The 16,461-nt window shown below is 71.7% G+C and carries 5 protein-coding genes; 2 read left to right on the top strand and 3 right to left on the bottom strand.

The features are described 5' to 3' along the window. Positions 1-232: 232 nt before the first annotated feature. The gene (locus ENSA7_RS33420; RefSeq protein WP_106093471.1) at positions 233-574 is read right to left on the bottom strand and encodes a hypothetical protein; all 342 of its coding nucleotides are present in this window, start codon (positions 572-574) and stop codon (positions 233-235) included. A gap of 223 nt (positions 575-797) precedes the next feature. On the opposite strand from ENSA7_RS33420, the gene ENSA7_RS33415 reads away from it, so the two are divergent. Both ENSA7_RS33415 and ENSA7_RS33405 read left to right on the top strand, forming a co-directional pair. Continuing rightward, positions 798-1,073, top strand: coding sequence for a hypothetical protein (locus ENSA7_RS33415; protein ID WP_106093470.1), 276 nt, complete (start codon positions 798-800; stop codon positions 1,071-1,073). Between the two features lie 812 nt (positions 1,074-1,885). Next, positions 1,886-2,707 (top strand): hypothetical protein, encoded by an 822-nt coding sequence (locus ENSA7_RS33405; RefSeq protein ID WP_106093468.1) that lies wholly within the window; start codon positions 1,886-1,888, stop codon positions 2,705-2,707. Positions 2,708-3,337: 630 nt separating this feature from the next. Here ENSA7_RS33405 and fabD read toward each other — a convergent pair. Both fabD and ENSA7_RS33395 read right to left on the bottom strand, forming a co-directional pair. Beyond that, on the bottom strand, positions 3,338-6,805 hold the full coding sequence (gene fabD / locus ENSA7_RS33400) for an ACP S-malonyltransferase (protein ID WP_106093467.1): 3,468 nt from the start codon (positions 6,803-6,805) through the stop codon (positions 3,338-3,340). Beyond that, positions 6,802-16,461, bottom strand: a 9,660-nt coding sequence (locus ENSA7_RS33395; protein WP_146158433.1) for an SDR family oxidoreductase, incomplete at its 5' end; no start/stop codon positions are given. The genes ENSA7_RS33395 and fabD, both read right to left, overlap by 4 nt.

Genomic DNA, 16,461 nt, shown 5'->3' with positions numbered 1-16,461 from the left:
CTCGGCACACGTCGAGCCCACGGCCTCGCACTGGCTTGGCAGGTCGAGAACTCTGTGTTCTCGAAGCACTCCATGAATGTCGGGGTGCAGCTGCCAGCCACACACTCGCCGACCCCGGGCAGCCACGGCCCCTAGGGAGCACACGCGGGTTCGCAGACGGCAGCGGGGCCGTCTTCAGCGCAGGCCGTGGTCAACCCCACGGCCACGATTGACATGAATGAGAGGAGTCGTTTCATCCGTAGAGTCCGCTTCCGATCGGGAAACCGTCCGGCGGTGCTTCCACCGGGGGGTCACAGGCGAAGGCGTCGCCGCCGACGCACCGCCACAGCGGGCTGACGCGGTCGGGGTCCGCCGGGTCATGCCAAAGTATGTCGCTGCATCCGTCGTCGTCAAAGTCACCGACGACCGGGGCGTAGTCGCCGTTGATCGAGAAGACCCGCGGCGTGTGCCCGCCCCCTTCGTCGAACTGCCAGATGACGCTGAGGCACCGCCGTTCGAAGCGGTCGAAGATCACGGTGATCAAACCGCTGACCGACAGCCACAACCAGTCGGTGGGGACCCCGGTGCGTGCCAAAACAGGTCCGTCCGATCGTCGTCGTTGAAGTCGCCGATCAGCGGCATGAGACCAGGCCAAGACTGATTCGTTCGTCCTGGATGCCAGCCTGCTCGACAGCGGCGACATCTTGCTGGCAGCGCTGTTCTCGGATGCATATCTGTAGCGACGCTGGGTGACTCGGCGGCAAGGGTTGCACCGCGAGGCGCGTTGTTCGGCTGGCGTTCGTGCCCAGCATGGGCGCATGCTGAGCAAAGCAATCCTGTTCACCATCCTTGCCGCCGCGTGCGGCGTGCAATCGAGCCCAGCCCCAAGTGCCGCGCCGGAAGAGCCCGACATCCGTCCGCCCGAGGACGACCAAGACGACCAACTATTCTGCTGCGAAACGGTCGACCTGAAGGCAATGACCGGTGAGGGCTGCAAGTTCCTCCCTAAGGAGCAAATCCTGTTGTGCCAGACCATCCTCGCGTGCGGTGATGTCTGGGCGCTCGACAACGGCAAGGCCGCTTGCGGGAAGTGATGCGCGACGCGGGGCGCGGCTGAGCCTCACTTGGCGGTCGCGCGGTGGCGGCCGTACAAGCGGCGCATGGGCATCACAGCCGCTCCTGTCACAGCGATCCCCGTCAACGGCGACGGGGCACGGGCCCGCGATGGAAAGGAGCCCGCGATGGAAAGGAGCTTGCGATGGAATCTCGGGCCGGTCCTGCCACCTCGAGCGCGCGCGGGACCTTCTGCCTACGCACATGGGCGGCAAGCGCAGGCACAGGCGCAGCCCAGCCCAGCCGCAGCCGCAGCCGCAGGGGGCAGTGAAGAAGAAGCCGTGGCTTTGTCGCCACGGGCAGCCTCGAGGGTCTCGGCGTCTGCGACGAGGTCTACGACAGGGGCATACGGTGCTGAGAGACCGTGAAGCCGAAGCAAGGACCCCGATTGGCACCGCTTCGTGGTCGTGGCGGCACGCGCTGGGCTGCGCGTCGCGCTGCGCTGGCGCGAGGATGTCTCGACCGCGGCCGGCTCACGGTCCAGCGCTCCTACCGTGCCCAAACTGCGGATGAACTTCATTCGGCTCGGGCAGCGCCAGGCGGTCGACCACGAGGCCGCGGTGGGCGAGGCTTGGAGATCCGGCCGTCGCGGGTCTGGGACGATCGGCAGCCATGACGCCACCACGCACATCACGGGCCGCTCCTGCCCTCTTCGGTTGGCGCTCTGGTCGAGGGTCGACATCCTCGACCTCGTTGGATATCGTCAGTAGCCATGCTCAACGTGGCTCTCGATCGTGCTCGCTATTTCTTTGTACCCCGCACCTCGGGCCGCCGGTAGCTCGCCCTCGCTCGATTGCTTCGCAAGCGCAAGCCGGAAGCCGGCAGCTTGGATCTCGAGCAGGCCGCCGCGATCCTGAGCGTAGCAATCGACACAATCACCCAGGCATACGTCGATCGCCACCTTGAGACCACCGCGTCCAGCCCGGCCGAAGAGGCCGAGCTCGATCGCGTGGTCGACCTGCTGTGGGTCGCGTTCTATGAGCGGATTGGCCATTGGGAGGTGTTCGAACGCGACGGGATCAAGCGCCTCGCAGGGATCCAAAAGCCCAACGAATTCGACTACGAGGCCGCGGCGGAGCAGGCCAAGCTGGTCAGCATCATCCGCGCGCGTCTGTTCGGCGCGACCGGGGTCGAGTTCACGCGCCTCGCGTATCTCGAACAGAACGAGCACATGCTGACGCTGTGGAAGGTCATCGAGCAAGAGAACGCGGGCGAGGCCCTCAGCGGCTGGGTCGGCGCCGAGTTCTATGAGGCACTGCAGGACTCACAAGCCCACTACGAAGCGATGACCGAGAGGCGCGCCGCTCGCGAGCGGGGCTCGAGCGTCAACCTGCGCGAGCTTGGCTTGGATCTCCAGCGCTCGATTCAGAACTACCTCATCGCGTTGCTGGCGATGATCCGCGACGACGATCCGAAGAAGGTTGCCATGATCCGCGCGGCGTTGCGGCCGATCGACTCGGTCGGCGAGCAGCTCGAGCGCGAGCGCGGCAAGAGCCCAAGCGGCGAGCCCCAGCAACCCACGGACGAGTCCGAGCAAGTGGACGTCAGCGAGTTGATCGCCGAGGAGGAGGCGGTCAACGCCGAGATCGGCCTCGAGTCCAGCGACGACCTGTAGCCCCGCGTGCCTAGTAGCCCCGCGTGCCTATAGGTTGACGGTGCCCCCTCCCCTCGTGGGCCTCCAGTGACGACCCGTTGCACGCAGAAGCCAACGCATACCCCGCGGCTTCTACCGGTTGACTACCCGTTGAGCCCACAGGGGCGACATGCTCGCCCGCAGCTTCTATCGGTTGACCCCGCGGAGGCCACCATCCGCCCACGACGACTACCCGTTGATGACCAGAGCGCCGCCCAGGTGCCCGCGGGTTCTACCGGTTGACCCCGCGGAGGTCGTCACGGGCCCACGACGGCTCCCCGTTGATGACCAGAAGACGCGCAGGTCCCTTGTTCTCGAGCATGGCTAGGCAGCCCCGCGCGACTTATGCCGCCTCGCCCGATGTTCTCCTCTGCTGGTCTTTTCTGCCCCGTTTGGTTGGTTTTTGCGGGCGCCTAAGCTACCGCAGAAACACTGCAACTATCCTGACAGACGGCGCTGAGGGTCGAGCGCGGGATGTCGATCACCTTGCATGCTTCGCGGATCGAGCCCGCGTCGGCGATGATCTGAGCGAGCAGGCTGTCCCCCATGGCCCCGGAGCCGGACCCGGATCGCGCCGGTCCAGCCCGCCTACGAGGAGCGTCGCTACGACCTTCAGCTTCCCCGAACGTCCCAGGCTCGACGCAGGTGGGCGTCGGCCTCGTCGAGCAGCCGAAGCCCGAGCTCGTCGACGTGGCGGTCCCGCCAGCGCTCGAGCCCGGTATTGCGAGCCCAGCGATTGAGCGCCCCCATCGCGGCGCTGCAAGGGACCTGGAAGTTGACCTTGTCGTAGACGTTGCCCTCGATCGCGTTGCGAGCGGAGCGCTCGAGGTAGGTGCGGAACACCAGCGCCATCTGACGCTTGGGCGTGAGCGCCTCCCCGACGCTCAGCTCATCGGCGTAGCGCATGCGAGCGTAGTCGATGCTCTGCTCGAAGCTGGCGCGCAGATAGTTGTCCTGAAGCTCCCCGGCGGTCCGCCGATCGAGCTCGTCGAGGGCGTCGTGCTGAAGGTAGAGCCGGTAGAGCCGGTTGGCGCGGGCAGGAAAGAACACCCCGCGCTTGAGCACCTGAACCTGCCCACCGAGCTCGAAGCCCGCCGCGGCCGGGGCGTAGTCGGTGTGGTGGATGTCGACGGTCTCGAGCATGTCCTTGACGACCTCGCTCGTCGCCGCCTCGACGCTGCACTGGTTGATGCTGCCCGTGACGATGAACTCGGCGCCGAGCAGGCGCGCCGCGGCGACGGCCTGTGGACAACCCAGGCCCCCGGCGGCGCCCAGCCCGACGTGCTCGGGGTAGCGGTGGGCAGCGGCAGCCTCATCGCGCATCGCCGCGAGCACGGGGAGGATCGCACCGAGCACGCCTCGCTCGGTCCCGCCACCTCCGTCGGCCTGGGCGCACAGATCGTCGGCCATCGGCACCCGCGCGAGGCAGTGGGCCTCGTCGTCGGTGATCGAGCCCTCGGCGAGGAGCTCCTCGACGAGATATGCAGGCGCGGGCGACAGGAAGCTCGCGGCGGTCTCCGGCCGTGAGACCCGGGCGAGGATACGGTGACGAATCTCGAGGCCCGCGCCGCGCCGCGCGAGGCCCTTGGCTCGATACCAGACCAGCGCGGGGGTCATGGACGTGAAGCCGCTGACGTCGAGCACTCGGACGCCGCGCGTGAGGCAGGTCGCGACCCGAGCTCGCTCGCGCGCGTCGGACAGCTCGTGGACGAGGCTGACCCCGAACGAGCCCGGCGCCAGCTCGGCGTGGAGCTCGTCGAGCATCGCGCCGAGCTGGACTTCATCGAGGCCGTGGGCGCCGAGCAGACCGAGCAAACCCGCCCCCGCCATGCGACGCACGAGGGCCGTCGACGCCACGCCACCGTGCATCCCGCCGCCGCCGGCCGCATAGGCTCGACGAAGGCCGTAGCGCGCGCAAAACCGCTGCTGCTCGAAGTCCGGCGAGCTCGCCGGACCCGACGCGAGGCTCCGCACCCAACCGGGCGACGCCGCGGCTCGGGACGCGGGCGTGACCACAGCTGGCGTGGGCGCGGGCGTGACCACAGCTGGCGCGGGCGTGACCACAGCTGGCGCGGGCGCGGGCGCGACCACAGCTGGCGCGACCACAGCTGGCGCCGTCCCGAGCGACGCCGCCGACCCTGGCTGGGCGTCCGCTCCCCAGGGCGCGGGCAAGGGCGTGGCGCCGGCGCGGATCCGCGTGACCAGCCGAGACAGCACCTCTCCGGGGCCGAGCTCGACGAACTCGAAGGCCCCGAGGCTCATCAGCCGACGCACGATCTCCGTCCACCGCACCGGCGAGTGGATCTGAGCGATGAGCTTGTCGGCGACGGACGCCTGCGTGTAGGGGGCCGCGTCGACGTTGGCGATCACGGGGATCTGCGGCGCCATGAACTCGAACTCGGCGACGAAGCCCGCGAACTGCTGGGCCGCGCTCCGCATGTAGCGTGAGTGAAAGGGGGCGCTGACGGCGAGACGCACCGCGCGGATGTCGGCGGCCTCGAAGCGGTCGCAGGCCTGGTCGATCGCCGCGCCGGGACCCGAGAGGACCAGCTGATCGGGCGCGTTGTAGTTGGCGAAGTCGAGCTCGCCGATCCCGGCCTCGGCGAGCAGCTCGGCGATCGTGGACTCGTCGACGCCGAGGACCGCGGCCATCGCCCCGCCGCTCTCGGCCGCCATCAACCGACCGCGACGCTGGACCAGGCGCAGGCCGGTCTCGAAGTCGAACACCCCCGCGGCGAACAGGGCCATGTACTCGCCGAGGCTGTGACCGATGAGGTAGTCGGGTCGCGGCGCTCCGCTGGCGATCGCGTCGAGGTAGCTCAGCGCCCCGACCACGTAGAGCGCGGGCTGCTGAAACTCGGTGTCGCGCAGGCGTCGCTCGGGATCGTGCACGCACAAGCTCTCGATCGAGTAGCCGAGGACCGCGTCGGCCCGCTCGACGTACTCGGGATAGCGGGCGAGCAATTGCTTGCCCATCCCCTTGCGCTGTGAACCTTGACCAGGGAAACCGTAGATGTTCATGGGATCGACTCGCTTGCGCTTCGAGGGGCGGGAGCTCCGGCGGGAGCCGAGCTTGCGAACCTCGTCGAATGCGGCGGGTTCGTAGCCAAACGGGCTCAGCAGCGCGCGCGAGCACGAGCGGGAGCCTGGCGGGAGGTTGCTGCGCACGAAATTGTGCAAGGTGCCCGAGGGCCCGAGGTCGAGGTAGATGAAGTCGCCGCGCGCCCGCATCTTGACCATCGTCTCCTCGAACTCGATCGGCTCGCGGGCGACTCGCCCGAAGTGCTCGGCGCTCGCGCGCGCGACCAGCTCGCCATCGACGCACGACACCCACGGAGTCTGCGGCGGCCGGAACGAGGTCGCGCGCAGCGGCGCCTGGCAGCCCGCGAGGACCTCGTCCATCAGACTCGAGTGGTAGGCGTACTCCACGGGCACGCGCTGATGCAGGATCCCGGCGTCGCGCAGCTCGAGCTCGGCGCGATCGAGGCTCGCGCACGGGCCCGCGACGATGAAGTGCCCCGGGTAGTTGCGGGCCGCGACCTCGCACCCACGCAGCGCGGGGATCTGATCCATGACCGCGATGTTGGCGAGCACCGCCAACATTCCGCCCGGCGGCCCAGCGTGGAGCCGCTGCGCCTGTCCGACGAGCAGGCGTAGACAGGAGACCGCGTCGATGCAGCCCGCGACGACGGCGGCGCTGTACTCACCGAGGCTCTGGCCAAGCAGGTAGTCCGGGCGAACGCCGTCAGCGGCCAGCGACTCGGCCAGCGCGAGCTCGACCATGACGATCGCCGGGTGCGTGACGCTCGTGTCGGCGAGCCTATCGCTCCGGCGCATGGTCGGATCGAAGATCCGCGCGAGCACCGAGCCACCCGCGAGATCGGCGATCGCCGCGTCGTAGCGCTCGAGCGCCGCGCGGAACACCGGGTCGCGCGCGTAGAGCTCGCGGCCCATGCCCGGGTACTGCGAGCCCTGGCCCGAGAACATGAACACCACCGGCAGCTCGGCCGCGAGCGCGTCGAGCCGAGCCCGCGGCCCCGCCGTCACAGCTGGGGCCGATGCGGCGCGTCGTTCGATCATTGGAACGCATCCCAGAACATGGGGGGCGACGCAGGCCTCGCGCCGGTGGTCATGGCTGGGCGAGGCGTCGACGGAGGGTCCGACGCCTGGGCCAGGCCCGCTCGCACGACGACCCTCGGCGCCTGGGCAGGCAGCGCGAGCGGCCCACGGCTGGGGCTGTAGCCCGCGGGGCTCGGCCCGAGCACGACGTGGACGTTGGTCCCGCCGTCGGCGAAGCAGTTGAGCCCCGCCGCCGGCGCGCGGCTCGACCACGGCTCGGCCGCCCGCGGGAAGTACAGCGCGGAGGCCTCGAGGTCGAAGTGCTCGAGCGGCTGTTCACCGGACAAGAACGGGGCCTGCTCGCGGTGATGGAGCATGAGCACCAGCTTGATGAAGGCCGCGATCCCCTCGGCCGCGAGCGGATGGCCGATGTTGGGCTTGATCGAGCCGAGCGCGACCGGCTCGCGCGAGCGCTTGCGGTAGACCGACTCGATCGCCTTGAGCTCGAGCAGGTCGGTGACCATCGACCCGGAGCCGTTGGCCTCGATCCAGCCGACGTCGTCGGGGCCGAAGCCGCTGTGGGCGAGGGCCTCCTCCATGACGGCCTTTTGGGCCTGCAGGTTCGGCGTCGCCGGACCGGCCGTGCGCCCGTCGTTGTTGACGGCGATGCCCCCGACGACCGCGAGCACGCGGTCCCCGTCGGCCTGGGCCTTGGCCAGGGGCTTGAGCATGACCACCCCCACGCCCTCGCCGAGGATGATCCCCTCCGCCCGACGATCGAACACGTGAAAGCGCGAGCCCGAGTTGAGCAGCCCGCGCTGACCAAACACCTGGTGGGCGCGGTCGTCGGCCAGCAGGCTGACGCCCCCGACCACCGCCGCTTCGATGTCGCCAGCGCGCAGGGCCTGGACCGCCATGCTCATGGCCACGAGCGGCGACGAGCAGGCCGTGTCGACCACGAGGCTGGGGCCGCGGAAGTCGAAGAACTGCGAGACGTTGGCCGCGAGGTAGTTTTGGCCGGTGACGACCACGGGGTTGCGGGCCGCGTCGAGGCGCTCACGATCGGGCGTGTGGTTGGCCCGACCGCCGATATAGACCCCGACGCGCCGACCCTTGAGCTCGCGCGGCGTGTAGCCCCCCTCGTGAATCGCGGCGACGACGGCGTCGAGCAACACGAGGGCCTGGGGATCCATGGCCGCGACGTCGGTGTCGGCCAGCAAGTAGTAGTCGGGGTCGAAGGCCAGCTGCTCCTCGATCAAGCCCGCGTGGTAGCCGAGCGCCCGACCGAAGCGGGCCGCCGGGACCGGGCGCAAGGCCGAGCGGCCCGAGCGAAGCAGCTCCCAGTAGGCGCTCAGCGTCGGCGCGCTGGGGAACTTGGCCGACATGCCGACGACCGCGATCTCGCGGCCGCTCGGCTCGCGCGCCCCGTTGCCCGCCCCGTTGCCGACAGCGACGGCGTCGGTGCCCCAGGTCCAGGTGCTCTTCGGCGTCGCTGGCGTCGGTGGTGACGCTGGCGGCACCGCGCGTTCGGGCGACGCTGGCGGCACCGCGCGTTCGGGCGACGCTGGCGGCACCGCGCGATCGGGTGACGCGCTCGGTTCGGGCTCCAACTTCACGTCCGCGTCCGCCGGGCCAAACGCGCGGACCAGCGCCTCGCTGTGCTCGTCGGCCAGGTAGTTGGCGAACTCCTCGGCCGTCGGATACTCGAGCAAGGCCGAGGGGTCGACGCTGACCTCGACGCGCTTGGCCACGGTCTGGACCAGCTGCGAGACCATGATCGAGTCGATGCCATAGTCTTGAACGGGCACGCTGACGCTCAGGCGATCCCGATCAAAGCGCAGCTCCGCCGCGAGCTGGTCGAGGAACCACGACGCCAGGGCCTCGGCGGCCGCGGCGACCCGAGCGGAGCTCGGCGCGCCCGAAGCCGAACCCGAACCCGAAACCGAATCCGGCTTCGCGCGGGGCGGCGGGGAGCTGGCCGCGCCAGCCTCGAACCGACGCGCGGACAGGCGCGAGACCTCGAACGATGGACCGACCAAGGTCGGCAGCACGACCCGCGCCCCGCTGGACAGCGCGCGCTCGAGCAGCGCGAGGCCCTCGGCATCGGGCAGGGTCTCGAGCCCCGAGGCCAGGTAGGCGGCGCTGCGCGCCTCGCCCATGCCGGTGTCCTTCCAGCTCGGCCACTGAACGCTGACGAGGGGCAGCCCATGGGGGCGCGCCTCGGCCACGACGTCCATGTAGGCGTTGGCCATCGCGTAGTCACTCTGGCCCACGGCCAGCGCCGGGACGACCGCAGCGACCGAGGAGTAGAGGACGAAGAAGGCCAGCGGTTCGGCGGCGAAGCTGCGCACGAGGGCGTCGAGGCCAGCGACCTTGGGGCTGAGCACGCGGGCGAGATCGGCCTTGGGCTTGCGCACGAAGGCCGGGTTCTCGAAGTCCGTGACCCCGGCGCTGTGGACCACGGCTCCGATCGGCCCCAGCCGCCGCTTGACCGCGGCGATGCTGCGCGCGAGCGCGGCCGCATCATCGAGCGCGACGCTGAGGATCTCGAGCTCGACGCCACGGTCGACGAGCGCGGCGAGGGGCGCGAGGCGCTGGCCGAGCTCGTCGGCCGCCGCGATGTGCCGCGCCCACTGCTCGCGCGGCGGCAGCTCGCGGCGCCCCGTCAGCACGAGCTTGCGGACGCCGTGGTGGGCGACGAAGTGCTCGGCCGTGAGCAGGCCGATGCCACGCGTACCGCCGCTGACCCACAGCACGTGGTCCGCGGGGAAGCGCAGCGGCCCTGGGTCGGCCTCGCGCAGCTCGGCGAGCTCGCCGCGGGCGCGCACGCCCCCGCGGTAGGCGACCTCCGCGGGCTCGTCCGCGGCCCGGAGCTCGTCGAGGATCCACCGGCACAGCTGCGCGTCCGAGGCCTCCTCGCCGGCGCTGACGTGGCCCGAGCGCAGGTGGCGATACTCGCTCTGCAGCATCCGGTACAGGCCCACCCGCGCCGCCCCGCCGTGGACCTGCGACGCAGGCCCGCGCGAGATCAGCAGCGCGGACAGCTGGGCGCGAGCGTCGACCAGGCGCTGCATCCAACCCAGCCAAATGTCGAGCTCTGCGTGCGGGTCCGAGCTCGCCGCTGGCGTGCAGCCGGCGAGATCGATGAGCGCGTCGAAGCGATCCCAGCGCGTCGCCGGGTCGTCGAGATCAGTCCGCAGGCGCGCGGCGTCGAGGCGCTCGGCGCCCGGCAGGCGCGCGGCGAGCTCGGCCGCGAGCCGCTCCGTGCCGGGCGCGACGAGGACCGCGACCCGCTCGGGGCTGGAGCCCTCGAGCTCGACCTCGGCCTCCACCCACCGGCGCGTGAGCAACACGCCGCCACGGACCGCGCCCGGGGCTTCGGCGAGCGCGGGCGCTTCGCCGGGTGCAGGTGCCTCGCGACGCCCAGCGCCGAGGGCCGCGAGCTCGAGGTCGGCCGCCGCGAGCCAGACCCGGTCCCCGGCGAAGGGATAGCCCGGCAGCGACACGGGCCGCGGCGCGCCCTCGGGGTGAAGATTGGTCCAGTCGACGCGCTGCCCGGCGATCCATGCCTCGGCGTAGGCCGAGGGCCGGGGCTCGGGCGCCTCGCCGCCGACGCGCTTGCGGAGATCGACGATCCCCGTCCAGCTCGCTGCCGGCGGGTCCCCGGCGGCGTAGCTGCGCAGCCCCTGGCCGAGCTCGGCGAGGGTCTCGAAGCGCAGCGCGAGGCGATGGCTCATGGCCTCGCGCCCCGCCTGCAGCGTCCAGGCCACGGCCGCGGGCGACCACCCGGACTCGGGCGAGCTCAGGCGCTGGGCCAGACGGCGAGCTTGCGCGACGAGGCCCTCGCGGTCGCGGGCCGAGAGCACCGCGAGCTGCGGTCCCCCGTCACCGACCTCGGCCGCGGCCTCGGCCTCGGCGACCGGCGCCTGGAACTCCTGCAAGATGATGTGGGCGTTGGTCCCGCCCGCGCCAAACGAGCTCACCCCGGCCGTGCGCGGTCGCGGTCGGCCCCGCTCGTCGACGAGCGTCGGCCACGGCCCGCGCGCTTGCTGGACGTGAAACGGCGTCGAGTCGAAGTCGATGTTGGCGTTGAGCTCACGCGAGTGCAGCGAAGGGACGAGCTCGCCGTGGCGCATCTGCAGCAAGACCTTGGTGATCGCCGCGATCCCAGCCGCCGACTCGGCGTGTCCGATGTTCGACTTGACCGAGCCGATCACGAGCCGCTCGGGCATGTCGTCGGCGAACGCCCGCAACATCCCGGTGACCTCGATCGGATCGCCGAGCGCCGTGCCCGTGCCGTGGGCCTCGAGGTAGCCGAGATCGCTCGGACGCAGCTGCGCCCGCTCGAGCGCGGCGCGGACGAGCTCGCCCTGGGCCTTGGGGTTGGGCACGCTGTAGCCCGCCCCCGCCCCGCCGTGGTTGACGGTCGAGGCCTTGACCACGGCGAGGATCCGATCGCCGTCGGCGATCGCCGCGCTGAGGCGCTTGAGCAGCACCGCGCCCGAGCCCTCGGCCGGCACGTAGCCCGTGCCGCCGTCCCCGAAGCTGCGACAGCGCCCGTCCTCGGCCAGGAAGCTGCGCTGGGCCAGCTGGAGGAGCTTGATCGGGTGGCTCGAGATGTTGACGCCCCCGGCCACGGCGAGGTCGCAGTCGCGGTTGCGGATCGCCAAGCACGCCTGGTGAATCGTCACCAGCGACGACGAGCACATGGTGTCGAGCGCGACGCTCGGCCCGGTGAAGTCGAAGAAGTACGACACCCGGTTGGCGACCGATGCGTAGGACGACGACGTCGCGAACCCCTCTCCGTGGAGGGCCTCCCGCGCGCCGTAGAGCTGGTAGTGGCCGTACATCATGCCGACGAACACGCCGGTCTGGTGTCCGCGCAGGCGCTCGCGGGTGTAGGCCGCGTCCTCGAGCAGGTGCCACACGGTCTCGAGGAACACCCGCTCTTGCGGATCGGTGTGCTCGGCCTCGAGCGGCGACATGCGGAAGAACATCGGGTCGAAGCGATCAGCCCCGCGCACGAAGCCGCCCCAGTTGCCGTAGGTCTTGCCGAACTCGTTCTTGTCGGCCGAGTAAAAGCGCCTGTGGTCCCAGCGATCGCGCGGAACCTCCTCGACGCTGTCGCGCCCGGCCCGAAGGTTGCGCCAAAACTCGTCGACGTCGTCGGCCTGGGGGTAGCGCCCGGCCACGCCAATGATCGCGATGTCGTCGAGCTCGCCGCGGGTGAGCTCGACGACGGGCGCGGGCGCGCCCGCGGGCCGGGGCGCGCGGACCCAGTCGCGCTGAGCCTCGGTGTTCGTCTCGGTGTTCGTCTCGGTCGCGAGCTCCGTCTCGACCTCGACCGCCGGCTCGACCTCGACCGCCGGCTCGACCTCGACCGCCGTCTCCACTGCGGCCCCACCCTCGGGGGCCGCCAACACGTCGGGGTGGGCCGCGACGAGGTGCGCCGCGAGCTCGCGAATGCTGACGTGCTCGAACAGCAGGGTCTTCGACAGCGGCCCATAGTGCTGCTCGAGACCCCGGATGATGCTCATGGTCAGCAGCGAGTCGACGCCGTAGCGATCAAACGGCTCATCGACGTCGATCTGGGCCGCGGGCAGCCCGAGCTCGCTGGCGACGAGCTCGACCACGAAGGCCTCGACGGAGCCGGGCGCGTCGGTCGGAGGCTTGGACGGGGCGTCACGTGTCGCCCCCGCGGTCCCCCTGTTGGCGGGGGCCGAAGCCGGGGCCGGGGCCGGCGCGAGCGCGGCGAGGATCCGGGCGGGGCTGCCCGCGCTCAGCAGCAGGTGGGGAGCGTCGGCCGCGAGCGCGCGCTCGAGCGCGTCGAGGCCCGCCCGTGTGGGCACGGGGCGCATGCCGAGCACGCGCTCCATGTAGGCTTCGGCCCGGCTGTCGATCCGCATCCCGCCCTCGGCCCACACCGGCCACGCCGCGGCCAGGCTCCGGCCCCGGCGGGCACCCGCCCTGCGCAACAGCTCGCGCTGGGCCGCGAACGCGTCCATGAACGCGTTCGCGAACGCGTAGTCGCTCTGACCGACGTTGCCGAAGGCCGCGGCCGCCGACGAGAACATGACGAAGTAATCGAGGGCGTCGTCGCGCGTGGCCTCGTCGAGGTGGACGGTGCCCTGGACCTTGGCTGCGAGCACCGCCTCGACGTCGGCCGCGGACTTGCGGACCAAGAGGCCGTCGCGCAGCTCGCCCGCGGCGTGGAGCACTCCGCGGATCTGTCCGTGGCGGCGGCGCGCGTCGGCGACGAGGGCGTGCACGGCCGCGGCGTCGCTGACGTCGGCCTGGACGATCTCGGCTCCGATCGCGGCGGCTCGCGCCCGTACTCCCGCCGAGGGCTGACGACGAGCGATCAGCACGATCCCCGCCGCGACCACCCCCTGCGCACGATGGACCCCGGCGATGTGTTCGGCGAGCAGCAGGCCCAGGGCTCCGGTCCCGCCGCTGATCAAGTGGGCCCCCGCGCGGGCGAAGCTCGACGCCTCGGCCCGCGGCAGCTCGACCTCGGCCCAGCTGGGCCGAGTCCGACCGCCCCGCCCCACCCGCAGCTCGACCTCGGGCGCGGCCTTCAGCTGCGCGACCACGGCCGCGACGAAGCCGGCCTCCGCGACCGCCACGACGCCAACCTCGATCTCGGGGTGCTCGAGCTGGACGCAGCGCCCGAACGCCGCCATCGCCGGGGAGGCCGGCGAGGCCGCGAGCTCGCGGTAGGCGTAGAGGTAGCGCAGCGGACCCCGCCGCCCTCGCTGCCAGGCCTGAACCAGCGCCATCGCAGCGTGCAGGCCCTGGTCGACGGCCGCCCGCGTGTCGGGGTGGTCGCCGGCGAGATGCACGACGTGCACGGGGCCCGCGGGCAAGCTCGCCAACAGCGGCTCGAGCTCGAGCTTCGGCCCGAGCACGACTCGACGAGCGTCGAGCCCGAGCTCGCGCAGCGCAGCGACGAGCGCGTCGCCCTCGGAGCCCGCGTCGAGGACCAGCGCGGCCCCCTCGAGAGGAGTGGCCCGCGGGTCCGCGGGCGCGGGCGCCCAGCCGCGCTCGAACGCGTGGACCCCACTCGGGACCGCGCGAAGCGTGAAGCGTTCAATGCTCGCGCACACGCCCCCCTCGCTGTCGAGCAGCGTGACGTCGAACGCCAGCACGCCCTTGCGCACACCCGTGGACGCGACGCGAACGTGGGCGTGGACGTCGTCCGGCAGCGGCGCGTAGCGACGGACGGCCCCGAGCGAGAAGGGCATGAAGGCGAGCGCGCCCGAGCCCGCGCTCGCCCCGGGCGCGAGCCGACCCGCAGCCTGCAAGGCCGCGTCGAGCAGCGCCGGATGGAAGGCATAGTCGCCGACCTCGGCCGCGGACGATCGCGGCAGCCGGAGCGAGGCCAAGGCCTCGCCCTGGCCCTCGGCGTAGCGCTCGAGCGCCCGCAGGCTCGGGCCGTAGGCGAAGCCGAGCCGGGTGAAGGCCTCGTAGCAGCTGGCCCCGTCGTAGACCTTGGGGCAGCGCGCGCGCACCGACTCGAGATCGACGGGCGCGGGCCGGGTCGCGGTCGCGGCGAAGCGCAGCTCACCGCTGGCGTGGACGCCGACCTCGCTGCGGACCTCGAAGCGGGCTCCGTCCGCGGTCTCGGTCACGCCGACGGTCAGCTCGAGCTCGGCCGCGTCGTCGTCGTCGAGGCTCACTGGCGTGGCCCACACGAGCTGCTCGACCTCGCGGACCTCGCTCGCGGCCGCGAGCTCGCCCGCGAGCCGGGCCATCTCGAGGTAGACGACCCCGGGGAGCACGAGCCGACCCGCGACGACGTGATCGCGCAGGTAGAACTCGCGGCGCGTGAGCGTCTTGCGGAACGCGTGCTCACGGAAGGTCGAGACGTTGGCGTCGATCAAGGTCGGGTGGAGGCGCGGCGTGCTCGCCCGCGCGGGCGCGAGCGACTCCCCACGGACCCAGTGGCGAGTCCGGGCGAACGGGTAGCTCGGCAAGTGCACGCGGCGGCGGACGGCCCCGTTGTGGAGCGTCCGCCAGTCGACGGACCCCCCGCGGATCCAGGCATCGGCGAGGTCCTCGTCCGCAGCCTGAGCCTGGGGCTCCTCCCCGTGACCTCGACCATCGTCCTCGCCGACTCGCACGCGGCTCGGTCGGCCGTCGAGGTGGGCGCGCAGCTCGGCGCCCAAGCCCGCGAGATCGTCGACGACGAGCGCGAGCCGATGGCGCATCGCGTCGCGCCCGACCTGCAGCGTGTGGGCGAGATCCGCCAGGCTCGGCGGCTGCTCCTCGTCCGCGCAGGCGTCGAGGTGCGCGAGCAAGCGCGCGGCGGTCTCACGCAGGGCCTCGGGCGTCCGCGCCGACAGCACGACGATCTCCGCTCGGCCGCTGCGCTGCGGCGTGGGCCGACGTGGCGCCTGTTCCAGGACCACGTGGGCGTTGGCCCCACCGAAGCCGAACGAGCTCACGCCCGCGCGGCGGGCCAGCTCGCGGCCCTCGCGATCGCGCGGCGCCGGCCACTCTCGGATCGAGTCGGCGAGCTCGAAGCCCGCGTCGAGCTCGAGCATGGGGTTTCGCGTCTCGATGTGCAGGCTCGCGGGGATCGTCGCGTGGCGGATGGCGAGCACCGCCTTGATGAGCCCCGCGATCCCAGCGGCCGCCTCGAGGTGGCCGATGTTGCTCTTGACCGAGCCGATCACGCAGGCGCCCGAACCCGCGCTGCGCTCGACCTCGAGCCGACGGAAGGCCTCGCTCAGCCCCATGGTCTCGATCGGATCGCCGAGCGCCGTGCCCGTGCCGTGGGCCTCGATGTAGCCCACGGTCTCGACCGGCACGCCGGCCTCGCGGTAGGCATGGACGAGGAGGTCGGTCTGGGCGTCGGGGTTGGGCGCGGTCAAGGATGAGGTCCGCCCGCCGTGGCTGATCGCCACCGCCTTGATCAGCGCGTGCACGGGGCTGCCCACGCGGGCCGCTCGCTCGGCGCGCTCGAGCACGACGACGCCCGCACCCTCGCCGCGGACGTAGCCGTTGGCCCGGCTGTCGAAGGCCCGACAGCGACCGTCGGGGCTGAGCATCTCGCCGCGGCTGAGGGCCTCGTAGATCGTCGGCGAGAGGATCAAGCTGACGCCGCCGGCGAGCGCGAGGTCGCAGCTGCCGTCGCGCAGCGCCGCGCTGGCCTGATGCACGGCGGTCAGCGAGCCCGAGCAGGCCGTGTCCACCGCGACGCTCGGCCCGCGCAGGTCGAGCACGTAGCTCACCCGGTTGGGGATGATCGACAGCGCGGCGCCCGTCAGCGTGTGGCCCTCGGGCCCGCGACCGTGGCTGCGCTGGACCTCGAGATAGTCGGAGTTGGTGACCGCGAAGAACACCCCGACCCGCTGTCCCGCCAGCGCGCGCGGGTCGTAGCCCGCGTCCTCCAGCGCCGCCCAGCTCAGCTCGAGCATGAAGCGTTGCTGCGGGTCCATGAGCTCGGCCTCGCGCGGCGAGATGCCAAAGAAGGCCGCGTCGAAGCGGGCGACGTCGGGCACGAAGCCGCCCCAGCGCGAGCGCGATCCGGCGACCTCGCGCCAGTCCCAGCGCTCGGCCGGAATCTCGGTGACGAGGTCCGCCCCCGCGACGAGCTGACGCCAAAAATCGTCGAGGTCCTCGGACCCCGGCAGCCGCCCCGCCATGCCGACGATCGCAATGTCGTCGTCGCC

Origin of the sequence: Enhygromyxa salina (assembly GCF_002994635.1) — a bacterium.
Lineage (GTDB): Bacteria > Myxococcota_A > Polyangia > Nannocystales > Nannocystaceae > Plesiocystis > Plesiocystis salina_B.
This window is presented reverse-complemented; position numbering and strand designations above follow the sequence as displayed.